Source organism: Streptomyces filamentosus (assembly GCF_014654895.1).
Lineage (GTDB): Bacteria > Actinomycetota > Actinomycetes > Streptomycetales > Streptomycetaceae > Streptomyces > Streptomyces filamentosus.
The window spans coordinates 4,056,666-4,080,427 of sequence record NZ_BNBE01000001.1; the positions used below are offsets into that span (position 1 = coordinate 4,056,666).

A 23,762-nucleotide genomic window follows, 5' to 3' on the forward strand; every position below is an offset into this window, starting at 1 on the left:
TCACCCTGACGGACGTCCGGAGGCCCCCGCCGGTTCGGCGCGGGGCCCCGTTGTTCCGTAGAGCACACCCGCGAGCCCCATGCCGGCCAGCATCCCGAGGAGCTGGGCGGCGGCGTAGGCGGGCACGGAGGAGGGGGCGATGCCGGTGAAGGAGTCGGTGAGGGAGCGGCCCACGGTGGCCGCCGGGTTCGCGAAGGAGCCGGAGGAGGTGAACCAGATCGCCGCGCCGATGTACCCGGCGACCGCCACCGGGGCGAGCTGGGGGCGGCCGACGTGCCGCAGGCCCTGGACGACGAGCACGAGCCCGGCGGTGGCGACCGCCTCGCCGAGCAGCAGGTGGAGCGCGGCGCGCGGCTCGGTGGACCAGGAGCCGGGGGCCCGCCCGAACATCGCCTCGGCGAGCAGCGCGCCGCCGACGGCACCGGCCACCTGGGCGGCGAGATAGGCGAGGACCTCGCGCCCGCCCTCCCGTTCCCGGCGCCGGGTCCACCACTCGGAGAGGGTGACGACGGGGTTGAAGTGGGCGCCGGAGAGCGGCCCGAGGAGCGCGATGAGCAGCCCGAGGCCGATCGCGGAGGCGGAGGCGTTGGCGAGCAGCCGGACCCCGGTGTCCTGGCTGAGGGAGTCGGCGCGGATGCCGGAGCCGACGATCACGGCGACGAGGGCGGCGGTGCCGGTGAACTCGGCGAGGACGCGCCGGGGGAGCGACGCGGGGGACATTCTCATAACGGAAAAGATATTCCGTGATTCGGAAGGAAAAAAGGGGGGAGGAGAGGGGTGCATGTTCCGTAAGCTCCGGCGGTGATCAACAACGAGCTCCTGACCGCCGCCGTGCGGAACAACGCCGAGTGGTGCCAGTCCATGTGCCGGGCCCACGGCCTCGCCGGCGCCTTCGGCCCCCGCGCCTGGACCAGCCCCCGCCGCACCCCCCTCTACTACCCCGACGGCGTCTCCCTCGCCGCGGACGCGGACGCCGCCGACGTCCTCGCCGGCGTCGACCGGACCGCCGGCGCCTCGGTCAAGGACTCGTACGCCCGCCTCGACCTCGCCCCCGAAGGCTTCCGGCCCCTCTTCGACGCCACCTGGATCGGCCGCCCGGCCGGCCCCCCGGCCGCCCCCGCCGCCCCCTGGACCCGCGCCGACACCCCCGAGGCGCTCTCCGCCTGGGCGCACGCCTGGAGCGGCGGCGACGCCGACGAGGCCGCCCTCTTCCGCCCGGCCCTCCTCGACGACCCGGCCGTCACCGTCGTCACCGTCCCCGGCCCCGCCGGGCGGATCCTCGGCGGCGCCGTCCTCTCCACCGGCGCCGGCGCCACCGGCGTCTCCAACCTCTTCGCCGCCGACGGCACCGACCCGGCCGTCGTCTGGGCCGCCGCCCTCGCCGCCGCCGACCCCGCCCTCCCCGTCGTCGGCTACGAGTCCGGCGACGACCTGGCCCCCGCCCTCGCCGCCGGCTTCGGGGAGCTCGGCCCCCTCCGCGTCTGGCTCGCCGCCTGACGGACGCCCCCGCGTGCGCGTGAGCCCCGCGAAACACCCGCGTGCGGTCACGGAGAAGAGCCGTGACCGGCGCGCAACGGGGAGGCAACGTGCCCGGGCCAGTATCGGTCCATGACGGAGCCGGACAGCACGTTCGCGGATGCCGCCGCCCTGCTGGAGCGGATCGCGCGGCAGCTCGGACTCCAGCTCCTCCGGGTGCGTCCGTACGGCGCCCCGGCGGGGAAGACCGAGCAGGAGGTACACCGCCCATGCAGCCGTCCACGCCGTTCACCGGCCCCCGCCCCGCCCCCGCCCCGGGACCCGCGTCCGGCCCCGCCGGGGGCCCCGTCCTGGTGGCCGTCGGGCACGGAAGCCGCGACCCCCGCGCGCGTGCCACCCTCGCCCGTCTCCTCGACCGGGTCCGCGAGCTCCGGCCCGGCCTCGACGTCCGCCTCGCCCACATCGAGCTGAACGCGCCCCTCCTCGGCGACGTCCTCGCCCGCGTCGCCGCCGAGGGCCGCGAGGCCGTCCTCGTCCCGCTCCTCCTCGCCCCCGGGCACCACGTCGCCCACGACCTGCCCGCCGCGCTCGCCGCCCTCCCGGACCTGCGCGCCCGCGCCGCCGACCCGCTCGGCCCGCACCCCCTCCTCGTCGAGGCCCTCGCCGACCGGCTCGCCCTGGCCGGCTGGACCCCCGCCGACTCCGCCTCCCGCTCCACCGGCGTCGTCCTCGCCTCCGCCGGCTCCCGCGACCCCCGCTCCGCCGCCGTCCTCCGCCGGATCGCCGCCGCCCTCGGCGAACGCCTCGGCGGCACCCCCGTCCTGCCCGCGTACGCCTCCGCCGCCGCCCCCACCGTCCCCGAGGCCGTCGCCGCCCTCGCCGCCCGGGGCCGCCACCGGACCGCCGTCGCCTCCTGCTTCACCGCCCCCGGCCTCTTCGCCTCCCGCGCCGCCGCCCACGCCCCCTGGATCGCCGCCGAACCGCTCGGCGCCCACCCGGCCCTCGCCCGCCTCGTCCTGCACCGCTACGACGATGCCGCCCGGGCCCGCACCGGCGGCCCCGCCATCCCCGCGCGGGAACTCGCGGCCATCTGAACCCTTTTGTCGGTCCCTCCGGTTACCGTCGAGACATGGCAGGCTACGACGGCACCAGCGAGACCCCCGGCTACGACCCGACCGCCCTGGAGCGCTGGGCGGCCGAGCCCGACAAACGGCCCGGCCGCACCGCCTTCCAGCGCGACCGCGCCCGCGTGCTCCACTCCGCGGCCCTGCGCAGGCTCGCCGGGAAGACCCAGGTCGTCACCCCCGGCACCCGGAGCCACGCCTGGGACGCCAGCCCCCGCACCCGGCTCACCCACTCCCTGGAGTGCGCCCAGGTCGGCCGCGAGCTCGGCGCCGCCCTCGGCTGCGACCCCGACCTCGTCGAAGCCGCCTGCCTCTCCCACGACATGGGCCACCCGCCCTTCGGGCACAACGGCGAACAGGCGCTCAACGACGTCGCCAAGGACTGCGGCGGCTTCGAGGGCAACGCCCAGTCGCTCCGCCTCCTCACCCGCATCGAGCCCAAGCGCTTCGTCCCCGGCCCCGACGGCGAGCCCGTCTCCGTCGGCCTCAACCTCACCCGCGCCGCGCTCGACGCCGCCACCAAGTACCCCTGGCCGCGCGGCGGCCACCCCACCGACCCCGGCTCGCCCAAGTTCGGCGTGTACGAGGACGACCTGCCCGTCTTCGAGTGGATCCGGCGCGGCACCCCCGAGCAGCGCAAGTGCTTCGAGGCCGAGGTCATGGACTGGTCCGACGACGTCGCCTACTCCGTCCACGACTTCGAGGACGGCCTGCACGCCGGCCACATCGACCCCAACCTGCTGTACGCCGAGCCCGAGCGCGCCGAGATCTTCGCCGTCGCCATCGGCCGCTACGTCCCCGAGGACACCGACCCCGCCGAACTCGCCGAAGCCCTCGACCGCCTCCTCGGCCAGGAGTGGTGGCCGCACGGCTACGACGGCTCCGCCGTCGCCCAGGCCCGCCTCAAGGACGCCACCAGCCAGCTCATCGGCCGCTTCTGCCTCGCCGCCGAGGGCGCCACCCGCCAGGCGTACGGCTCCGGCCGCCTCACCCGCTACGGCGCCGAACTCGTCGTCCCCCGCCCCGCCCGCAACGAGTGCGCCGTCCTCAAGGCCGTCGCCGACCGCTACGTGATGCAGCGCGCCGAGCAGGAGGCGCTCCGCGCCGACCAGCGGATCGTCGTCGCCGAACTCGCCGAGGCGCTCGTCGCCCGCGCCCCCGACGGCCTCGAACCGCAGTTCCGCGCCCTCTTCGCCGCCGCGCCCGACGACCGTTCCCGCAAGCGGGTGATCGTCGACCAGATCGCCTCCCTCACCGACGCCACCGCCCGAGCCCTCCACGCCCGCCTCCGCACGCCCCTCGGGTAGGGGCCGTCCGCCCCCTTTCGCCTTCCTCCGCCGTGCGGGACCCTCGCATGCACGTCCCGGGCCGGTGCGGCCGGGGCCGCTCCCGGGGGCGTAGCGTAGGGAATCGGTCGCAACGAGGAGGAACCAACGTGGTCGACGCAGATCAGACCTTTGTCATCGTCGGCGGGGGCCTGGCGGGCGCCAAGGCGGCGGAGACGCTCCGCGCGGAGGGCTTCAACGGCCGGGTGATCCTCATCGGCGACGAGCGCGACCACCCCTACGAACGGCCCCCGCTCTCCAAGGACCACCTCCTCGGCAAGAAGGACCGGGAGTCCGCCCTCGTCCACGAGCCCGCCTGGTACGCGGCCCACGACGTGGAGCTGCGCCTCGGCCAGACCGTCACCGCCGTCGACCGGGACGCCCACACCGTCCGCCTCGGCGACGGCACCGTCATCCGCTACGACAAGCTGCTCCTCGCCACCGGCTCCGAACCGCGCCGCCTCGACGTCCCCGGCACCGGCCTCGCCGGCGTCCACCACCTGCGCCGCCTCTCCCACTCCGAGCGGCTCCGCGACGAGCTCAAGGTCCTCGGCCGGGACAACGGCCACCTCGTCATCGCGGGCGCCGGCTGGATCGGCCTGGAGGTCGCCGCCGCCGCCCGCACCTACGGCGCCGAGGTCACCGTCGTCGAGTACGAGCCGACCGCGCTGCACCGCGTCCTCGGCCCCGAACTCGGCCAGCTCTTCGCCGACCTCCACACCGAGCACGGCGTCCGCTTCCACTTCGGCGCCCGGGTCACCGAGATCACCGGCCAGGACGGCATGGTCCTCGCCGTCCGCACCGACGACGGCGAGGAGCACCCCGCCCACGCCGTCCTCGTCGCCATCGGCGCCGCCCCCCGCGCCACCCTCGCCGAGAACGCCGGCCTCGCCCTCGTCGACCGCGCCGACGGCGGCGGCATCGCCGTCGACGCCTCCCTGCGCACCTCCGACCCCGACATCTACGCCGCCGGCGACGTCGCCGCCTTCGAGCACCCCGCGCTCCACCACCGCATCCGCGTCGAGCACTGGGCCAACGCCCTCAACGGCGGGCCCGCCGCCGCCCGCGCCATGCTCGGCCGGGACGTCTCCTACGACCGCGTCCCGTACTTCTTCACCGACCAGTACGACCTCGGCATGGAGTACTCCGGCTGGGCGCCCCCCGGCTCGTACGACCAGGTCGTGGTCCGCGGCGACACCGGCAAGCGCGAGTTCATCGCCTTCTGGCTGGACGGGGGCCGGGTGATCGCCGGCATGAACGTGAATGTGTGGGACGTCACAGAGCCGGTCCAGAAGCTCATCCGCTCCCGCGCCGTCGTGGACCCGGACGCCCTCTGCGACCCCTCCGTCCCCCTGGAGAGCCTGCTCTGACACGTACGGGCGAGCCGTAGACTCTACGCGTGGCAGGCAGGATCAACGATGACGACGTGAAGGCGGTCCGGGACGCGGTCCCGATCGACTCCGTGGTGTCCGAGTACCTCCAGCTCCGCAACGCAGGCGGCGGGAACCTCAAGGGACTCTGCCCCTTCCACGACGAGAAGTCGCCCTCCTTCCAGGTCAGCCCCAGCAAGGGACTCTTCCACTGCTTCGGCTGCCAGGAGGGCGGCGACACCATCGCCTTCGTGATGAAGATCGACCACCTCTCCTTCTCGGAGACGGTCGAGCGCCTCGCCGCCAAGGCGGGCATCACCCTCCGCTACGAGGAGGGCGGCTACAACCCCGGCCACCAGCGCGGCGAACGCATCCGCCTGATCGAGGCCCACAAGGCCGCCGCCGAGTACTACGCCGGCCAACTGGCCTCCCCCGAGGCCGAGATCGGCCGCAGGTTCCTCTCCGAGCGCGGCTTCGACCAGGCCGCCGCCGAGCACTTCGGCGTCGGCTACTCCCCGGCCGGCTGGGACCACCTCACCCGCTTCCTGCGCGGCAAGGGCTTCTCCGACAAGGAGCTGGTCGTCTCCGGCCTCTCCCAGGAGGGCCGCCGCGGCCCCATCGACCGCTTCCGCGGCCGCCTCATGTGGCCGATCCGCGACGTCGGCGGCGAGATCGTCGGCTTCGGCGCCCGCCGCCTGCGCGAGGACGACACCGGCCCCAAGTACCTCAACACCCCCGAGACGCCGATCTACAAGAAGTCCCAGGTCCTCTACGGCATCGACCTCGCCAAGAAGGAGATCGCCAAGAGCAGCCGGGCCGTCGTCGTCGAGGGCTACACCGACGTCATGGCCTGCCACCTGGCCGGCGTCACCACCGCCATCGCCACCTGCGGCACCGCCTTCGGCGGCGAGCACATCAAGATCCTCCGCCGGCTCCTCATGGACAACGGCTCGGCCCGCGTCATCTTCACCTTCGACGGCGACGCCGCCGGCCAGAAGGCCGCCCTGCGCGCCTTCGAGGACGACCAGAAGTTCGCCGCCGAGACGTACATCGCCATCGCGCCCGACGGCATGGACCCCTGCGAGCTGCGCCTCGCCAAGGGCGACGACGCCGTCGTCGACCTCGTCGAGCCCCGCACCCCCCTCTTCGAGTTCGCCCTCCGCCAGATCGTGAACCGCTACGACCTGGACACCCCGGCGGGCCAGGCCGCCGCCCTGAACGAAGCCGCCCCGGTCGTCGCGAAGCTGAAGGACCTGTCCGTGCGCCAGCGGGTCGCGGTCAAGCTCGCGGGGCTGCTCGGCATCATGGAGGACCAGTTCGTCGTGCGGCGGGTCAGCCAGATCGCCCAGTGGCAGCGCGGCAAGGGCGACGCCCCGGGGCCCGCGCGCAGGCAGCGCACGTACGACGACGTGCCGGCCCCCACGGTCCCCGCCGGACCCGCGCTCAACCTGCGCAGCCCCGCCCACCGCACCGAGCGCGAACTGCTCAAGCTGGCGCTCCAGCGTCCCGAACTGGTCTCCCCCTTCTTCGACGCGTACGGCGTGGACGAGTTCACCGCACCGCCCTACGCCGCCGTGCGCCAGTGCATCCACGACGCCGGCGGCGCCGACGGCGCCCCCGCCGACTACGTGGACGCCGTCCTCGAGGCCGCCTCCAACGACACCGTCCGCACCCTCGTGCGCGAGCTCGTCGTGGAGGCGATCCTCACGCCGAGGGGCAAGGGCCCGGACGAGGTCTACGCCTCCGAGCAGCTGGTCACGGTCCGGCTCCGCGCGGTGGACCGTCGCATCGACCAGCTCAACGCCGCGCTGAAGCGGCTGGGGCACACGAACCCGGACCAGGTGACCGCCGCGCAGCAGGAGCTGTACGTCCTCCAGCAGTACCAGGTGGCCCTGCGGTCGCACGGCGCAGCCGCCCTCTGACCGACGGTCACCAAAAAGTCGCCGCACGCCCCTCGTGGGGGCGATGTGTCGTACCCCACACTGGACGACGGAGCCGTTCCGCCCCTCCTGGAGGTCGCCCGCCGTGCAGACCGAGATCCAGACCACCCCGCCGGACGGGCGGGACGACCTTCCGGAACTCCCCGAGGTCCCGGCCCAGCGTCGCCGCCCCGCCGCCGACGGGGGCAGCGGCGCCTCCGCCGACCTCTTCCGGCAGTACCTCCGGGAGATCGGCCGCATCCCGCTCCTCACCGCCGAGGAGGAGGTCGAACTGGCCCGCCGGGTCGAGGCCGGCCTCTTCGCCGAGGAGAAGCTGGCCCTCACCCCCGACCTGGACTCGCAGCTCGCGTACGACCTCGACCGGCTCGTCGTCCTCGGCCGGATCGCCAAGCGGAAGCTGATCGAGGCCAACCTGCGGCTCGTCGTCTCCGTCGCCAAGCGGTACGTCGGCCGCGGCCTGACCATGCTCGACCTCGTCCAGGAGGGCAACCTCGGCCTCATCCGGGCCGTCGAGAAGTTCGACTACGCCCGCGGCTACAAGTTCTCCACCTACGCCACCTGGTGGATACGCCAGGCGATGTCCCGGGCCCTCGCCGACCAGGCCCGCACCATCCGCGTCCCCGTCCACGTCGTCGAACTCATCAACCGGGTCGTCCGGGTCCAGCGACGCATGCTCCAGGAGCGCGGCCGCGAACCCACCTCCGAGGAGATCGCCGAGCACCTCGACCTCACCCCCGAGCGGGTCGTCGAGGTCCTCCGGCTCGCCCAGGAGCCCGTCTCCCTGCACACCCCCGTCGGCGAGGAGGAGGACGTCGACCTCGGCGACCTCATCGAGGACGGCGACGCCGCCTCGCCCGTCGAGTCCGCCGCCTTCCTGCTGCTCCGCCGCCACCTGGAGGACGTCCTGTCCACCCTCGGCGAGCGCGAGCGCAAGGTCGTCCAGCTCCGGTACGGCCTCGACGACGGCCGCCCCCGCACCCTGGAGGAGATAGGGCGGATCTTCGGCGTCACCCGCGAACGGATCCGCCAGATCGAGTCCAAGACCCTCGGCAGGCTCCGCGACCACGCCTACGCGGACCAGCTCCGCGGCTACCTCGACTGAGACGCGCGAAGGGCCCGCGCCGCACCCGGCACGGGCCCTCGGCGGCAGGCGCGCGGTCAGTCGACCTCGGCGACCGCCTCCGCGAACTGCGCCGCGTACAGCCGGGCGTAGGCCCCGCCCGCCACCAGCAGCTCCTCGTGCGTGCCCTGCTCCACGATGGAACCGTTCTCCATCACCAGGATCACGTCCGCGTCCCGGATGGTGGAGAGCCGGTGCGCGATCACGAAGGAGGTGCGGCCCTGGGCCAGCCGGGCCATCGCCTTCTGGATCAGCACCTCCGTCCGGGTGTCCACCGAACTCGTCGCCTCGTCGAGGACGAGGATCACCGGGTCCGACAGGAACGCCCGGGCGATGGTGATCAGCTGCTTCTCGCCCGCGCTGACCGCCGCGCCCTCGTCGTCCACGACCGTGTCGTAGCCGTCCGGCAGGGTGCGCACGAAACGGTCGGCGTGGGCCGCCCGCGCCGCCTCCTCGACCTCCGCCCGCGTCACCTCGCGGGTGGCGCCGTACGCGATGTTGTCCGCGATCGTCCCGCCGAAGAGCCAGGTGTCCTGGAGGACCATGCCGATCCCGGCCCGCAGCTCCTCCCGGGACATCGCCGCGATGTCCGTGCCGTCCAGCGTGATCCGGCCGCCGGTCACCTCGTAGAACCGCATGAGGAGGTTGACCAGCGTCGTCTTGCCGGCGCCGGTCGGGCCGACGATCGCGACCGTCTGGCCCGGCTCCACGGTGAGCGACAGGTCCTCGATGAGCGGCTTGTCGGCCTCGTAGCGGAAGGACACGTGCTCCAGGGCCACCTTGCCCTTGAAGTCGCGCGGCTCCTGGGAGGCCGGCGCGTCCGGCGCCTGCTCCTCGGCGTCGAGCAGCTCGAAGATCCGCTCCGCCGAGGCGACGCCCGACTGCACCAGGTTCGCCATCGACGCCACCTGCGTCAGCGGCATCGAGAACTGGCGCGAGTACTGGATGAACGCCTGCACGTCACCGATGGAGAGCGTGCCGCTCGCCACCCGCAGACCGCCGACGACGGCCACGAGCACGTAGTTGATGTTCGACACGAAGAACATCACCGGCTGCATCATGCCGCTGTTGAACTGGGCCTTGAAACCGGCCTCGTACAGCGCCTCGTTCTGCTCGCGGAAGCCCTGCGCGGCCTCCTCCTGCCGGCCGAAGACCTTCACCAGGGTGTGCCCGGTGTACATCTCCTCCACGTGCGCGTTGAGCGCGCCCGTCGTCTTCCACTGCTGCACGAAGTGCGGCTGCGAGCGCTTGCCGATCCTCGCCGCGACCACCACCGACACCGGCACCGTCACCAGTGCCACCAGCGCCAGCAGCGGCGAGATCCAGAACATCATCGCCAGCACGCCGACGATCGTCAGCAGCGAGTTGATGAGCTGGCCCATCGACTGCTGGAGGGTCTGCCCGATGTTGTCGAGGTCGTTGGTCGCCCGCGACAGCACCTCGCCGCGCTTGGCGCGGTCGAAGTACGACAGCGGCAGCCGCGCCAGCTTCGTCTGGACGTCCTCCCGCATCCGGTACACGGTCCGGTTGATCACCCGGATCGACATGCGGGTGGAGACCAGCATCAGCAGGCCCGCCGCCACGTACACCGCGAGCGCGAGCAGCAGCACCTCGCCGACCGCGCCGAAGTCGATGCCCCGGCCGGGCGTGAAGTCGACCCCGGACAGCATGTCGGCCATGCCGCCGTCGCCGTCCGCCCGCAGCTTCTCCAGGGCCTGGGCCTTCGTCACGCCCTCGGGCATCTGCCGCCCGACCACGCCCGCGAAGATCAGGTCGGTGGCCATGCCCAGCACCTTGGGGCCGATCACGGCGCCCGCCACCGACAGCACGCCGGCCGCCAGCATCACCCAGAGCGCGGCCCGCTCGGGCGCCAGCTGCCGCAGCAGCCGCTTCGACGAGCCCTTGAAGTCCATCGACCGCTCGCCGGGGGCGCCCCCGGCCATCATGCGTCCGCCAGGACCGGCCATCAGGCTGCCTCCGCCTCGGTCAGCTGGGAGAGCACGATCTCCCGGTACGTCTCGTTGTCCGCCATCAGCTCGTGGTGCCGCCCGGTGCCGACGACCCGGCCCTCGTCGAGGACCACGATCCGGTCGGCGTCCCGGATGGTCGACACCCGCTGGGCGACGATCACCACGGTCGCGTCCGCGGTCTCCGCCGAGAGCGCCGCCCGCAGCCGGGCGTCCGTCTCGTAGTCGAGCGCGGAGAACGAGTCGTCGAAGAGGTAGATCTCCGGCCGCTGGACCAGCGTCCGCGCGATCGCGAGCCGCTGCCGCTGACCGCCCGACACGTTGGTGCCGCCCTGCGCGACCGGCGCCTCCAGGCCGTGTTCGAGCTTCCGCACGAAGTCGGCGGCCTGGGCCACCTCCAGGGCGTGCCACAGCTCCTCGTCTGTCGCGTCCGGCTTGCCGTACCGCAGGTTCGACGCCACCGTGCCCGAGAACAGGTACGGCTTCTGCGGGACCATCCCGACCGTCCGCGCCATCAGCGCCGGGTCGAGCCTGCGCACGTCCACCCCGTCGACCAGGACCTCGCCGCCGGTCACGTCGAACAGCCGCGGCACCAGGCCGAGCAGCGTCGACTTGCCGGAGCCGGTCGAGCCGATGATCGCGGTGGTCTCGCCGGGGCGGGCCACCAGCTCCACGTCCTTCAGGACGGACTCCTCGGCGCCCGGGTAGCGGAAGTCCGCCCCCCTGACCTCCAGGTGCCCGCTCCGGTCCAGCGCCGTCACCGGCTCGGCCGGCGGCACCACGCTGGAGGAGGTCGCGAGGACCTCCTCGATGCGCTCGGCGCACACTTCGGCCCGCGGCACCATCATGAACATGAAGGTGGCCATCATGACCGCCATCACGATCTGCATCAGATAGGCGAGGAAGGCGGTCAGCGCGCCGATCTGCATCCCGCCGCTGTCGATGCGGTGCGCGCCGAACCAGACCACGGCCACGCTGGACACGTTCACGACCGTCATCACGGTCGGGAACATCAGCGCCATCAGCCGGCCCGTCGCCATCGACACGTCGGTCAGCTCGTGGTTGGCGCCGCGGAAGCGCTCCTCCTCGTAGCCGTCCTTCACGAAGGCGCGGATCACGCGGTTGCCGGTGATCTGCTCGCGCAGCACCCGGTTCACCGTGTCGAGGCGCTCCTGCATGGTGCGGAAGAGCGGCCGCATCCGCTTCACGATCAGCGAGACGGAGACGCCGAGCACCGGCACCACGGCGAGCAGCACCCCGGACAGGGGCACGTCCTGGCCGAGGGCCATCACGATGCCGCCGACGCACATGATGGGCGCGGAGACCATCAGGGTGAACGCCATCAGCACCAGCATCTGGACCTGCTGGACGTCGTTGGTCGTCCGGGTGATCAGCGACGGCGCGCCGAAGTGCCCCAGCTCGCGCGAGGAGAAGGACTGCACCCGGTCGTAGACGGCGCCGCGCAGGTCCCGGCCGACGGCGGAGGAGGTCCGCGCCCCGTAGTACACGGCCCCGATGTTGCAGAGCACCTGCACCACGGAGACGCCGATCATCAGCGCCCCGAACCGCAGGATGTAGCCGGTGTCCCCGTTGACGACGCCCTTGTCGATGATGTCGGCGTTCAGGGTCGGCAGGTAGAGGCTCGCGCAGGTGGCCAGGAACTGGAGCAGGACGAGCAGAGCGATGGGTTTTCGGTACGGTCGCAGGTGGGTTCGGAGAAGTCTTATGAGCACGGTTCCCACTATCGCCCGGGGGCGGGAACCGTTACGACTGGGTTTAGGGCGCTCGGCCCAGCCCTGGCGAAGACTTTACGAAGCACCCCCCGGTCCGCGGCTCCGGTCCGCGGCTCCGCTCCGCGCCGTCAGCCGCCGAGCGCCCCCGGGTGGACCTGGTCCCGCGCCGCCGCGTACTGCCGGCGCACGGCCTGGCCCGCCGGCAGCTCCTCGCCCGGCTCCAGGATCTGCGCGGCGGCGCCCTGCCAGGCCGGGGGAGCGGACGGCGAGAGCGTCCCGCGGGCCACGCCGAGCGCCCAGGCGGCCTGCCTCGCCGCGCCGAGGGCCGCGTAGTCGGCCGGCTGGGGGACGACGACCTGCACGCCGAACAGCGAGGGCGCCAGGGCCTGTACGGCGGGCAGCGCGGCGGCGGCCCCGAGCAGGAAGATCCGCCGGACCTCGACCCCGCGGCCGCGGACCACGTCCAGGGCGTCGCCGAGGCCGCACAGCATGCCCTCGAAGGCGGCCCGCGCCAGGTGCTCGGGCTTCATCGACTCGCGGCGCAGCCCGGTGAGGGTGCCGGCGGCGTGCGGCAGGTGCGGCGTCCGCTCGCCCTCCAGGTAGGGGAGGAGGACGAGCCCGGAGGAGCCGGGGGTGGACTTCAGGGCCAGCGCGGACAGCTCGTCCAGGGACGGCAGGCCGAGCATCTCGGCGGTGCCGCGCAGGGTGCGGACGGCGTTGGTGACGGAGACGACCGGCAGGTGCATGCCGGTGGCGTCGGCGTAGGAGGTGACGGCGGGGCCCGGCCGGTCCAGCGCCCGGTGGTGGACGGCCATCACGGAGCCGGAGGCGCCGAGCGAGACGACGGCGTCGCCCGCGCCGAGGCCGAGCCCGAAGGCGGCGGCCATGGTCTCGCCGGTGCCGGCGGAGATCAGCAGCCCCTCGGGGGTGGTGCCGGCCGGCTCGGCGGGCCCGAGCACCTCGGGCAGCGCGACCTGGTGCCCGAGGGCCAGCTCCACCAGGTCGGGGCGGTAGGCCCCGGTGCGGGCGGACCAGTAGCCGGTGGCGGAGGCGGCGCCGCGGTCGGTGGTGCGGCGGGCGGGCCGGCCGAGGAGCTGCCAGACCAGCCAGTCGTGCGGCTGGAGGACGGCGGCGACCCGGGCGGCGTGCTCGGGCTCGGCGCGGGCGAGCCAGCGGAGCTTGGCGACGGGCAGCCCGGCCTGCGGGACGGTGCCGACGGCCTCGGCCCAGGCGTCCCGGCCGCCGAGCGCGTCGACGAGGTCGGCGGCGGCGACCTGGGCCCGCTTGTCGTTGCCGAGGAGGGCGGGGCGCACCAGGGCGCCCTGGGCGTCGAGCGGCACCACGCCGTGCGCCTGCGCGGAGACGCCGATGGCCTCCACCCCTTCGAGGAGTCCGCCGGTCGCGGCCTCCCCGAGCGAGAGCAGCCAGCTCTGCGGGTCCACGTCGGTGGCCTTCGGGTCGACCGGGTGCGGGGCATGGCCCTGCCGCAGTACGGCCCCGGTGTCCGTGTCACAGACCACGATGCGCGTGGCGTCCGAAGAGCTGTCGAGTCCGGCGACTATCCCCATGACACCCGATTCTGCCGCACGCGGGCCGGTTCCGGGTCAGGTGTTGCTGGTGCCCCAGTCGTCGTCCTCGCCGATCCGGCCGTTCGAGCGCCCGCGTCCGCGCAGTGCGGTCACCCGGTCGGTGACGGCCGGCGGCAGCCGGTCGCCCACCTTGTCGCCCACGACGTGCGCGGCCTTCCCCGCGTACTGCCTGCCGGTCTGCGCGGCGGACTCCGCGGCGTTGCGCACGGCGGGGTTCCGGGCGAAGTCCTGGGCGGCCTTCTTCATCCGCTCGTACCGCTCGCGTCCCGCACGCGTCCCGACCACGTAACCGAGCGCGAGACCCGCGACGAACGTCAGCTTGTACCGCACGCTGCGATCCTTCCCTGGAAGGTTCCGGGGGCGCCCCGGGGATGTCCCGGGGATACCGATTGGCGGAGCACCCCCCTGCTTGCGCTAATGTATGTCTCGCAGCGAGCGCCCGCCGCCCGGGAGACCCCGGGCAGGACCGTTCGGTGCAACGCAGCAATCCCCTGTAGCTCAATTGGCAGAGCAGCCGGCTGTTAACCGGCAGGTTACTGGTTCGAGTCCAGTCGGGGGAGCGCGGTCCCCTGTAGCTCAATTGGCAGAGCATTCGGCTGTTAACCGGAGGGTTACTGGTTCGAGTCCAGTCGGGGGAGCCAGACGAGAGAGGACCCTCAGGGGTCCTCTTTCGCGTTCCCGGGAACCATCCGCGTCCGCCCGCTGTCTTCATGGTCGAGCGGAGCCGGTCGTACCGATCATCCGGAGCAGGAGATCGTATGAGCGGCTATGCTGCGGCAGGACGGCGCGCACACTTGTACGCGCGTCGGTGTCGGGGGCGGTAGCTCAGCCGGTTAGAGCAGCGGACTCATAATCCGTCGGCCGTGGGTTCGAGTCCCACCCGCCCCACCACAGCCCGTGGTCGCAGGAAGGATTCCCCTGCGGCCGCGGGCTTCTTCGTTCCCACAGTGCGCCTCCGTCGAACGGAGGTTCTGCAACGACACGCCGGCGTCACCCGGATGCCTCCCCGTGCCGGGCCCCGGGGGCGCCCTCCCCGGCCGCATCCGGGCGGCGTGACGCACCGCGCCCGGGCACCCGGCCCCGCCGCCCCCGGCTGCCCGTCCCCACCGCGTCGGGGTGGCCGGTCCCTCGCGCTCCGGTGTCGGCTCCACCGGGCCCGGGTGCCGGCTCCACCGGGCCCGGGTGCCGGCTCCATCGCGCCCGGGTGTCCGTGACCTTGGCGTTTGGGGTCGTGTGCACCGGTGGGTGGTCCCATGGGCGGTTATTCCGAGCGATAGCGTTCCTGCCGTACCGACATGGGAAATGTCGGACGGACGGCGGGTGGCAATGCCCCGTTTTTGACCGTCCGGTCCTGGCATGCCTCGTGGTATATACCAGAACCGCGCTCCTGGTCCCGGCTTTCTCCAAAGCTTTGCCGGTGGTCCTGCGTGCTGAGACGCGGTCGGAACTCCGTTGACCTCCTTGATCGCCGCTGATTACATTCCCGGCGTCCCTTCGGGAACATGCTTTCGAGGTCCGGAGGGTTATTCCATGCCATCGATCGAATGAAGGAGGGGTCATGTCCAACGCTGTTACCGAGCAGCAGGTTGCCGCCGAGACCGAGGTCGCCGTGGAGCTTCCCGAGGCCACCCGCAGCCAGCTGGTCTTCGACCACGGCGCCCAGGTCCAGCCGCACATCTGCCCGTCGGCCGGCGCCCGCGCCGCCTGAGGCAGATCGGCAATTCTGTAGCGAACGTGAGGGGCCCGGACACGGGCCCCTCACGGGTGAATGGAGATTCGAGTGGAACCGGCACCTGATGGAAAGTCCCTGCCGATCACCGTGGTCGGCGCCGGGTCGAAGTGGCGTCCGTTCAGCAATCCGAAGAACGTCGTGCGGACGGAATCGCGCCCGGAGGGTGTCGCCGTCTTCGTCGTGGACCCCTGGACGCAGCGCTGGGCCGTTCTGGGCCGCGGCGCCGAGTCCGTCCTCGCCCTCGCGGACGGCACCCGGACGGTGGAGCAGATCACCGCGGAGGTGATCGCCTCGACGGACAACGCCCACCTGCGTTCCCCCAAGGTCGTCGGCGCCCTGCTCGACGAGCTCCGCGCCGCCGGACTGCTGTTCGTGTCCGCCGCGCACCACCGCAGCCAGGGCCTCCCGGTGTTCCTGGAGACCGAGCCCCAGGGGCTCCACCTGGAGATCACCAACGCCTGCAACCTGAGCTGCAGCCACTGCTACGTCTCGTCCGGCGTCAAGCTCCCCGACGAGCTCAGCGACGCCGAACTCCGCGCGGTCGTCGACCAGTTGACGCCCTTCAGCAACAAGCTCATCGCCATCACCGGCGGCGAGGCGGCGGTCCGGCGCAACTCGCTCGACCTGGTCGAGTACTGCGCCGTGGAGCGCGGCCACAACGTCGACCTCTACACCAACGCCTACAAGTTCCCCCGCAAGTTCGCCGAGCGGGTCCTGGAGATCAACGCCATCGGCGGCGGGCGGGTCAACCTCCAGGTCAGCCTGGAGGGCGCGACCCCCGCGACCAACGACGCGGTGCGCGGCGAGGGCGTCTTCGAGCAGGTCCTCAAGACCCTGGGCATGTTCCAGGAAATGGGGCTGAACCGGCGGACGCAGCTCTTCATCTGCATCACCAAGAACAACATCCACGAGATCGACGCGATGATCGAGATAGCCGAGCGCTTCGATCTCGCCCGGCTCATCTTCTCCCAGTGGGAAGCCCAGGGGAACGCCGCGGACACCCCGTGGGAGTCCATCGCGCCGACCCTTGAGGAATGGACCTCGGCGGGCGAGAAGCTGCTCTCCTACGAGAACCCCCGGCTGCAATTGCGGGGCAACTTCTTCGGCGATCTCAACAATGGCAGGGACGGCCGTTACACGCTCGAACGCGCGCTTTTCCCGAAGCAGCTCTTCGCGTACAACGCCTTTCCCCGGGTCTCCCCGGACGGCTGGATCTTCGCCGACCAGCTGTGGGTCGATCCGGAATGGTCCCTCGGCAACGTCCGGGACATCAGCCTCGCGGAGGCATTCCGGAGCGAGAAGTTCCGTGAGCACCTGGCGAACTTCCAGGGGCGCGGCGAGCGCATCGAGGAGTGCAGTTCCTGCCAGTGGCTGGAACTGTGCGGTGGCGGCCACCCCGGACACACGCTGTCCGAATACGGCACGATCGACCACAAGGACGCGTTCTGCGAAACCCGGAAGTACTGGTTCGAGCGCTATGTGGACAGCCACGTGGAAAGGGTGCTGAACGGTGTCTGACGGGCGCGGCCCCACTCCTGCCCGGGACTGGGGCACCACCTTCGGCGGCATCGCCGACGGCTGGCTCTTCTCCGACGTCGAGGGCCCCCTGCCCCCGGTGCTCGTCCTGCCGCTGGAGAACCCGGACCTCTACGACCCCGCCGTCTGGGAGAAGAAGGCCGAGGTCGTCCGCCGGCACCGCTCCGTGACGGTCATGCGCCGCGGCGGCGCCACCTTCGGCGTCCTCACCGCGAAGCTCGGCGCCCCCGCCGCCGCGATGACCGTCCAGGCCGCCGCGGCGCGCGGCGCCCACACCCTCGTCGGCGTCGGCTACTGCGGGGCGATCGCCGACACCCTCGGCTGCGGCGACCTCCTCGTGCCGACCGGCGCCGTCGCCGCCGACGGGACCAGCGCGGCGTACTGCCCCGAGCGCTACCCCGCCGTCGCCGACCACGCCCTCGTGGGCCTCCTCAAGGAGGCGGCCGGCGGCCCGGTCCACGACGGCCTGGTCCACTCCCTCGACGCCGTCCTCACCCAGGACTCCGCGCTCGTCGACCGCTGCCGGGCCACCCGCGTCGACGCGCTCGACATGGAGACCTCGGCCGTCCTCACCGTGGCCCGGATCCACGGCGTCCGCGCCGCCACCGTCCTCGTGGCCAGCGACCACGCGGGCCTCGGCCTGCCCACCGACGGGACCCTCCTCGGCGCCGGCACCCGCCGCGCGGTGGACGTCGCCCTGGAGGCGGTGACCCGCCGTGCCGCGGAACTGGGCTGAACTGGACGGCCCCGCCCGCCGGTTCCTCGCGGCCTCGGCCGTCTCCTTCCTCGGCGACGGGCTGCGCTACGCGGCCCTCCCGCTGCTCGCCGCCCGCCAGGGCGCGGGACCGGCCGAGTTCGGCGTCCTCCTCGGCGCCGCCACCCTGCCCTTCCTCGTCCTCGGCATCTTCGGCGGGGTGCTGGCCGACCGGGTGCGCCGCCGCGGGCTGCTGCTCGTCTGCGACGGGCTCCGCCTCGCCGTGCTCACCGTCTTCGTCGGCTGCCTGGTCACCGGCCACGCCGGGCTCCCGCTGCTGTACGCCGTGGCGTTCCTCATGGGCCTCCTCGAATCCCTCGCCACCTCGGCCGCCTTCGCGTACCTGCCCACCCTCGTGCCCGGACACCAGCTGGAACGGGCCAACGCCACGCTGTCCACCGCGCTGCTCCTCGGCCGGCAGCTCCTCGGCCCGCTGGCCGGGGCGGGCCTGCTGGAGCTGGGCGAGAGCCTGCCCTTCGTCGTGGACGCCGCGAGCTTCCTGCTCTCCGGCGCCCTCCTCGCGACCGTCGCGGCCGGCCTGGAGGACAAACCGGAACGCCGGAAGGGCGGCGGCCCCGCGGCCGTCTTCGCCGACGTGCGGGTCAGCACCCGGTGGATGCGGGTCACCCCGCACGTCCTGGTCATCGCGTGCAGCGCCGGCGTCATCAACCTCTTCAACAGTGGCGCGCTGGCCGTCCAGCCGTACTTCGCGGAGCACGTCCTGAGCGGCTCGGCCTACGCCTACGGCCTGATGATGGCGAGCTCCGCGCTCGGCGGCGTCGCCGGGGCCCAGGCCGCCGGCGCCCTCGCCACCCGCCTCTCCAGCGGACGCATGGTCGTGGTCGCGCTCGCCGCGCTCGGCGCGGGCTTCGGCACGGTCGCGCTCCTCGCCCATCCGCTCGCCGTGTACGCCGGACTCGCCCTCACCGGCGTCGGCTTCGCCGTCTGGGGCGTGGCCACCACCTCCTGGCGGCAGCGCCTCACCCCCCACGACCTCATGGGCCGGGCGGACGCCCTCCACCGGATGATCTCCTGGGGCGTCAACCCGATCGGCAGCCTCCTCGGCGGCCTGGTGGCGGCGCACTGGGGTGCCCACGGCCCCTTCCTCCTCGTCGCCGTGGCACCCCTCCTGCTGATCCCGCTCTTCTGGAACCGCCGGGCCGACCCCGCCCCCCGGGAACCGGAGACCGGCGAGCGGTCCCTCGCCGCCGACACCACCCGCTCCTGAAGCGTCGCCCCGCCCCGCACCGGGCCCGCCCCGGGACCCGGCCCGCCGCCGCCGGCCGGACGGACCCCGGCCGGCGGGCCCCGGCCCGCGCCCCCACGCACCGAACGGACAGGTCCCCGTGATCCCCTCCGCGATACTTCCCGAGCCCGGCCCGCGCCGGGCACTGGCCCTGCTCACCCTCGCGAGCGCCACGGCCAAGGGGATCTTCCTCACCTCCGGAGTCCTGTACTTCACCGAGGTCGTCGACCTGGACGCGCTCGACGTCGGCCTGGGGCTCAGCGCCGCCGGACTCGTCGCCCTGGTCCTCGGCGTCCTCGCCGGCCGGCTGGCCGACCGCGTCGGCCCCTGGCCCGTCCTCCTCGCCAGCCTCCTGGTCAGCGCCGCCGCGACCGCCGCCTTCCTGCTCGTCGACGGCATCGGGACCTTCGTGGCGGTCGTCGTCGTGGCGGTCGTCGCCCAGGGCGTGCTCCTCGTCGCCCGCGGCCCCCTCATCAACACCATCGGCGGCACCTCGGCCCAGGAACTGCGGGCCTACGTCCGCGCGGTGACCAACGTCGGCATCACCGTCGGCGCCGCCCTCGCGGGCTGGGCCGTCCAGCTCGACACCACCGGCGCCTACCGCCTCCTGGTCGCCGCCGACAGCGTCTTCTTCCTGGTGGCCGCCGCGCTCGCCCTCCGGCTGCCCCGCCCCGCCCCGCTGCCCTCCCGGCCCGGCCCGACCTGGACCGCCCTCCGCGACCGCCCCTACCTGGCCGTCGCCGCCCTCGACGGGGTGCTGTCGATCCAGTACCGCGTCCTCACCGTCGCCGTACCGCTCTGGATCATCGGGCACACCGACGCCCCGCGCTGGACGGTCTCCGGCGCCGTCGTCCTCAACACCGCCCTCGTCGTCCTCCTCCAGGTCCGCCTCTCCCGGCGGGTCGACACCCCCCGGGCCGCCGGACGGGCCATGCGCCGCGCGGGCGCCACCCTCGGCGTCGCCAGCACCCTGATCGCCTGCGTGTCCCTGGTCCCGCCGCACCAGGCGGTCCTGCTGCTCGCGGCCGGCATCGTCCTGCACAGCCTGGGCGAGATCTGGCAGGCGGCCGGCGGCTTCGAACTCTCCAACGACCTCGCCCCGCCGCACGCCCTCGGCCAGTACCTCGGCGTCTTCGGCATCGGGATGGGACTCGCCGAGTCCTTCGCGCCCGCCCTCCTGACCTGGCTGTGCCTGGGGTACGGGGTGCCGGGCTGGCTCACCGTCGGCGGGCTCTTCGTGGCCGCCGGAGTCCTGGCGCCCTGGGCCGCCCGGCACGCCGAGGCCACCCGCACCCACCGCGTCCCGGCCAAGGCCGCGCCCGACCCGGCGCCCGCCGCCTGACCCCGGCCCGTACCGCCCTCCCCTCCCTCCTCTTCCTTCGAGAAAGCGGAACCTCCTGCCATGACGTCGTACCGCGCATCCCTGACTCCCCAGATGCTCAGCTACGCCGAGAAGTTCGACGACCGCGGGGACATCCGGTGGCTCCCCTACCTGATGTACTTCCACCCCGCCGGACACACCTCCGAGGTCGTCAGCACCGACGAGGTCGGCTTCCGCGTCTCGGAGGGGCAGGGCCGCCGCGCCTCGGCCGGCGGCGAGGTGCCGGACGGCCCGGTGCGCCTCGTCGCGGGCAGCTCCACCGTCTTCGGCATCGGGGCGAGCACCGACGCGCACACCCTGTCCTCCCGCCTCTGGGACAAGCACGCGCCGTCCACGCCGTGGCTCAACTTCGGCGGCCGCAGCTTCAACTCCGCCCAGGAACTCCTGCTGTTCACCCTCTACCGGCACCTCGTCCCGCAGATCGACGAGATCGTCCTCTTCACCGGCTTCAACAACCTCGGCCTCGCCCGCCTGCCGCGGCACCTCCAGGGCGACCAGGGCGCGTTCTTCAACGGCCACGAGTACGCCGACCAGGTCCGCGAGGCCCGCCTCGCCAAGTTCCGGGAGAACGGCATGTCCCGCCGGGCGGCCCACAAGGCCGTCGCCGAGCCGGAGACCGTCCACGTCCCGCCCACCCTGGACGAACAGATCGCCCGCGCCACCGAATTGACGGTGCGTCACCTGGACAACTGGCGACTGCTCGCCGCCGGCCTCGGCGCCAAGCTCACCTTCGTGCTCCAGCCGCTCGCCCCCTGGGTGCGGGAGCGGCCCTCCACCGAGGAGGGCCACCTCTTCGCCGAGCTCGACGCCATCGCCGACTTCGGCCGCGCGTACGGCGACATCTGCACCGTCGACGCCGGCCGCCGCTACGCCCGTTCGCTCGCCGAGGGCTGCGCGGGCATCGGCGTCCCCTTCCTCGACATGAACCCCCTCCTCGCCGAGGCCGCCGACCCCGGCCAGTGGCTCTTCGTCGACCGCATCCACTTCACCGACGGCGGCCACGACCTCGTCGCCGGCCTGCTCGCCGAGCACCTCGGCCTGAGCTGACCCGGCCGGGCCGCCGCTCCGCCCGGCCCCGCGCCGCCGTCCGCCGCCCGCATCCGACCCGTACGGAGAGACCCGCATGAAACTGATCCGCCGCATCCTCGACCGTGTCCTCCGGCGCTCCCGCTCCCGCCGCAAGGGCCAGGACGCCTCCATCTACCCGATGTTCTGACCGGTGGCCGACCTGATGACGAACGGGAAGACCACCCCCGGCCCGGCCGCGCGGCCCTCCGCGCGCTCGGCCTACGCCCTGCTGACCGAGCCGGAGTGCCCGGCGGCCGAGGAGCCGTCGGCCTCCCGCGTCCGCGAGTTCCTGGCCGCGCGGGCGGCCGCCGCGGACGACCTCGCCGACCTCGGCCTGGACCTGCTCCGCAAGGAGGCCAGGACCTGGGCCGAGACCGAACGGGAACGGTTCCGCACGCTCGCCGCGGACCTCCCCGGCGAGCCGGAGCGCCTGCTGCTCGCCCAGGGCGCGGCACTGGACTGGGCCCCCCTGGGCCTGGTGTCCGGCGCCTGGCTCCAGTGGCTGAGCAGCATGGCCACCGCCGACGCCCCGGCCGCGCTCGCGGCCCTCACCCTGTACGCCTCCGACGTGGGCGCGGGCCGCCCCCGCGACGCCCGGGGGACGGCCTGCGGCCAGGTCCTGCGCGCCCTGCGGGTCGCCGAGCACGCCCACCCCCCGGCGCGCCTCGCCCTCGACGTCCGGATCCCGGACGACGCCTTCGCCCTGCCCGCCCTGCTGCTGCTGATGGGGCGCCGCCCGGACGACTTCCGCGCCGAGCTCGCCGGCGCCGACCTGTGCCTGCGCGAGGCCGGACTGCCGCCCGCGCTGGTCCTCGTCGACCTGCCGGCCGCCGCCGTCGACCCGGCCGACCTCGACCCCGGCCTGCACCGGCCGCACGTCGGCGCGCCCGGCGGACTGCCCGCCGCCGAACGGCTGCTGGCCGCGCTGGACGACGCGGAGGACGACCCCGCCCGGGTCGCGGACGGCTTCCGCGCCGCGCTCGCCCTGCTGCGGGGCTGGCACGACGGGCTGTTCGGCCGCCTCGCGGCCGTCCTCGACCCGGCCCACCGGGCCGCGGAGATGCTCCGTGCCCGGGCCCGCGAGGGCTCCGTCTACCACCGCGACCACCAGCTCGCCGGGCGCCCGCTCGCGGACTGGCTGCGCGAGGCCGTCGACACCCCGCGCCCGCTCCTCGACGCCCTGGCGACCAGCCCCCTGATCCGCCCCGGCAGGCCCGAGCGCAGCCCGCTCGTCAACGGGCTCGTCAGCGAACGCGGCGCCATGTTCCGGGTGTTCACCGACACCGATCTGGAGATCCTCGCGAACTGGATCCGGTCGCTGCCCGCCGCCGGGACCGGGACCGTGGACGAGGCCGGGGCCGGGGACGAGACCGGGGGCGAGGCCGGGGCCGGGGGGCCGGAGCCGTACGCCGTCGCCGGCTCGCTCTCCGCCGGCTTCCCCGCCGGGCCGGACCCGGACCGGCGGCCGTCCGCCGACGACCGGCCGCCGGCCGACCTCAGGGAGGCGTACGCGAGGCTCCAGCGCCGCTCCCAGGCGCCCGCCCTGTCCGCGTACGCCCGGACGTACGTGCACGGCTGGCTCGGCAGGGCCGCCCACGGCATCGACGGGAGCGAGCTCCGGCTCCCCGGCGACTGGCCCGCCGAGGGACTGCGGCCCTGGCTGGCCGACCAGCACGACCGGCACGCCGAGGAGTTCGAGAGCACCGCGGAGGCCGAACTTCCCTCCCGCGAGGCGCTCGTGGAGTCCACCGTGCAGCTCGCGCCGCTCACGATGATCGACGGCGCCTGGCTCCAGGGCTTCACCGACTACGGCCTGGCCTCGTCCGACATCGGCTTCTCCCTCTTCGAGACGTACTGGGACGAGCTGGGCAACGGCCGTGCCGAACTCAACCACCCCCTGATCTACCGGCAGTTGGTGGAGAGCATGGGAGTGGAGCTGCCGCCCACCGGAACCACCGAGTTCGCCCGCTGGCCCGGCTTCCAGGACCGCTCCTTCGAACTCCCGGTGTTCTGGCTGTCCATCGGCCGCTTCCCGAAGACCTTCCAGCCCGAGATCCTCGGCCTCAACCTCGCCATGGAGCTCTCGGGAGTCGGCGGCAGCTACCGCCGCGCCCGGCTCGGGCTGCGCGCGCACGGCTTCAGCACCCGCTTCGTCGACATCCACAACACCATCGACAACGTGGCCACCGGCCACTCCGCGTGGGCCGCCGACGCCATCGACAGCTACATGTCGACCACCGCGCCGCCCCCGGGCACCCGCGCCCGGGACGAGGTGTGGACCCGCGTCCGCACCGGCTACCGCGCGCTCAACCCGCCCTCCGGCTGGTCCGCCCGGCGGGCCCAGCGCCGCGCCGCGTCCGCGAGCCGCCCGCTGTGACCCCCCTTCCCGCAGACCTCCGGC

The 23,762-nt window shown here is 73.6% G+C and carries 18 protein-coding genes and 3 tRNA genes; 16 read left to right on the forward strand and 5 right to left on the reverse strand.

Annotation, left to right across the window (positions count from 1 at the left end; genetic code table 11):
* A complete protein-coding gene (locus tag IE326_RS18205) occupies window positions 1-726 on the reverse strand; it encodes an aquaporin (RefSeq protein ID WP_150228083.1) in 726 nt (241 codons plus the stop codon).
* Window positions 727-801: 75 nt separating this feature from the next.
* On the opposite strand from IE326_RS18205, the gene IE326_RS18210 reads away from it, so the two are divergent.
* The 6 genes from IE326_RS18210 (at window position 802) to IE326_RS18235 (ending at window position 8,337) form a co-directional block, all read left to right on the forward strand.
* Window positions 802-1,497, forward strand: coding sequence for a hypothetical protein (locus IE326_RS18210; RefSeq protein ID WP_308440318.1), 696 nt, complete (start codon window positions 802-804; stop codon window positions 1,495-1,497).
* A 248-nt stretch (window positions 1,498-1,745) separates the two neighbouring features.
* A complete protein-coding gene (locus IE326_RS18215; RefSeq protein WP_190042040.1) occupies window positions 1,746-2,570 on the forward strand; it encodes a sirohydrochlorin chelatase in 825 nt (274 codons plus the stop codon).
* Between the two features lie 35 nt (window positions 2,571-2,605).
* The gene (locus IE326_RS18220) at window positions 2,606-3,907 is read left to right on the forward strand and encodes a deoxyguanosinetriphosphate triphosphohydrolase (RefSeq protein WP_150228081.1); all 1,302 of its coding nucleotides are present in this window, start codon (window positions 2,606-2,608) and stop codon (window positions 3,905-3,907) included.
* Window positions 3,908-4,035: 128 nt separating this feature from the next.
* Window positions 4,036-5,295 carry an NAD(P)/FAD-dependent oxidoreductase gene (locus tag IE326_RS18225; protein ID WP_190042041.1) on the forward strand — a complete coding sequence of 420 codons (1,260 nt, stop codon included), beginning with the start codon at window positions 4,036-4,038 and terminating at the stop codon, window positions 5,293-5,295.
* Window positions 5,296-5,324: 29 nt separating this feature from the next.
* Window positions 5,325-7,217, forward strand: a complete 1,893-nt coding sequence (gene dnaG, locus IE326_RS18230) for a DNA primase (protein WP_150228079.1) — start codon at window positions 5,325-5,327, stop codon at window positions 7,215-7,217.
* 103 nt (window positions 7,218-7,320) lie between these two features.
* Window positions 7,321-8,337, forward strand: a complete 1,017-nt coding sequence (locus IE326_RS18235; RefSeq protein ID WP_150228078.1) for an RNA polymerase sigma factor — start codon at window positions 7,321-7,323, stop codon at window positions 8,335-8,337.
* A gap of 56 nt (window positions 8,338-8,393) precedes the next feature.
* On the opposite strand, the gene IE326_RS18240 is transcribed toward IE326_RS18235, so the two are convergent.
* The 4 genes from IE326_RS18240 to IE326_RS18255 all read right to left on the reverse strand — a co-directional run bounded on the left by IE326_RS18240 (window position 8,394) and on the right by IE326_RS18255 (window position 13,974).
* Window positions 8,394-10,322, reverse strand: a complete 1,929-nt coding sequence (locus IE326_RS18240) for an ABC transporter ATP-binding protein (RefSeq protein WP_150228077.1) — start codon at window positions 10,320-10,322, stop codon at window positions 8,394-8,396.
* Window positions 10,322-12,055, reverse strand: a complete 1,734-nt coding sequence (locus tag IE326_RS18245; protein WP_150228076.1) for an ABC transporter ATP-binding protein — start codon at window positions 12,053-12,055, stop codon at window positions 10,322-10,324. Before IE326_RS18245 ends, IE326_RS18240 begins: the two co-directional genes overlap by 1 nt.
* Before the next feature lie 128 nt (window positions 12,056-12,183).
* Window positions 12,184-13,623, reverse strand: coding sequence for an FGGY family carbohydrate kinase (locus IE326_RS18250; RefSeq protein WP_190042042.1), 1,440 nt, complete (start codon window positions 13,621-13,623; stop codon window positions 12,184-12,186).
* 36 nt (window positions 13,624-13,659) lie between these two features.
* Entirely contained in the window at window positions 13,660-13,974 is a 315-nt protein-coding gene (locus IE326_RS18255) for a hypothetical protein (RefSeq protein WP_030759082.1), read from the reverse strand.
* A gap of 157 nt (window positions 13,975-14,131) precedes the next feature.
* Here IE326_RS18255 and IE326_RS18260 point away from each other — a divergent pair.
* The 10 genes from IE326_RS18260 (at window position 14,132) to IE326_RS18305 (ending at window position 23,738) form a co-directional block, all read left to right on the forward strand.
* A tRNA-Asn gene (locus tag IE326_RS18260) sits at window positions 14,132-14,204 on the forward strand.
* A gap of 5 nt (window positions 14,205-14,209) precedes the next feature.
* Window positions 14,210-14,285: transfer RNA gene (locus tag IE326_RS18265), tRNA-Asn, on the forward strand.
* A 173-nt stretch (window positions 14,286-14,458) separates the two neighbouring features.
* Window positions 14,459-14,535: transfer RNA gene (locus tag IE326_RS18270), tRNA-Ile, on the forward strand.
* 667 nt (window positions 14,536-15,202) lie between these two features.
* On the forward strand, window positions 15,203-15,352 hold the full coding sequence (locus IE326_RS18275; protein ID WP_158718738.1) for a hypothetical protein: 150 nt from the start codon (window positions 15,203-15,205) through the stop codon (window positions 15,350-15,352).
* A 72-nt stretch (window positions 15,353-15,424) separates the two neighbouring features.
* On the forward strand, window positions 15,425-16,894 hold the full coding sequence (locus IE326_RS18280) for a radical SAM/SPASM domain-containing protein (RefSeq protein ID WP_170313814.1): 1,470 nt from the start codon (window positions 15,425-15,427) through the stop codon (window positions 16,892-16,894).
* The gene (locus IE326_RS41465; RefSeq protein WP_190042043.1) at window positions 16,887-17,648 is read left to right on the forward strand and encodes a phosphorylase family protein; all 762 of its coding nucleotides are present in this window, start codon (window positions 16,887-16,889) and stop codon (window positions 17,646-17,648) included. Before IE326_RS18280 ends, IE326_RS41465 begins: the two co-directional genes overlap by 8 nt.
* Window positions 17,629-18,894, forward strand: coding sequence for an MFS transporter (locus tag IE326_RS18290; protein WP_190042044.1), 1,266 nt, complete (start codon window positions 17,629-17,631; stop codon window positions 18,892-18,894). The genes IE326_RS41465 and IE326_RS18290 overlap by 20 nt, the downstream gene beginning before the upstream one ends.
* A gap of 118 nt (window positions 18,895-19,012) precedes the next feature.
* Window positions 19,013-20,254 (forward strand): MFS transporter, encoded by a 1,242-nt coding sequence (locus IE326_RS18295; RefSeq protein WP_229915389.1) that lies wholly within the window; start codon window positions 19,013-19,015, stop codon window positions 20,252-20,254.
* Between the two features lie 60 nt (window positions 20,255-20,314).
* Complete coding sequence (locus IE326_RS18300; protein WP_150228060.1) at window positions 20,315-21,340, forward strand: SGNH/GDSL hydrolase family protein; 1,026 nt, start codon at window positions 20,315-20,317, stop codon at window positions 21,338-21,340.
* 172 nt (window positions 21,341-21,512) lie between these two features.
* Complete coding sequence (locus IE326_RS18305) at window positions 21,513-23,738, forward strand: iron-containing redox enzyme family protein (RefSeq protein ID WP_190042045.1); 2,226 nt, start codon at window positions 21,513-21,515, stop codon at window positions 23,736-23,738.
* Window positions 23,739-23,762: the final 24 nt, after the last annotated feature.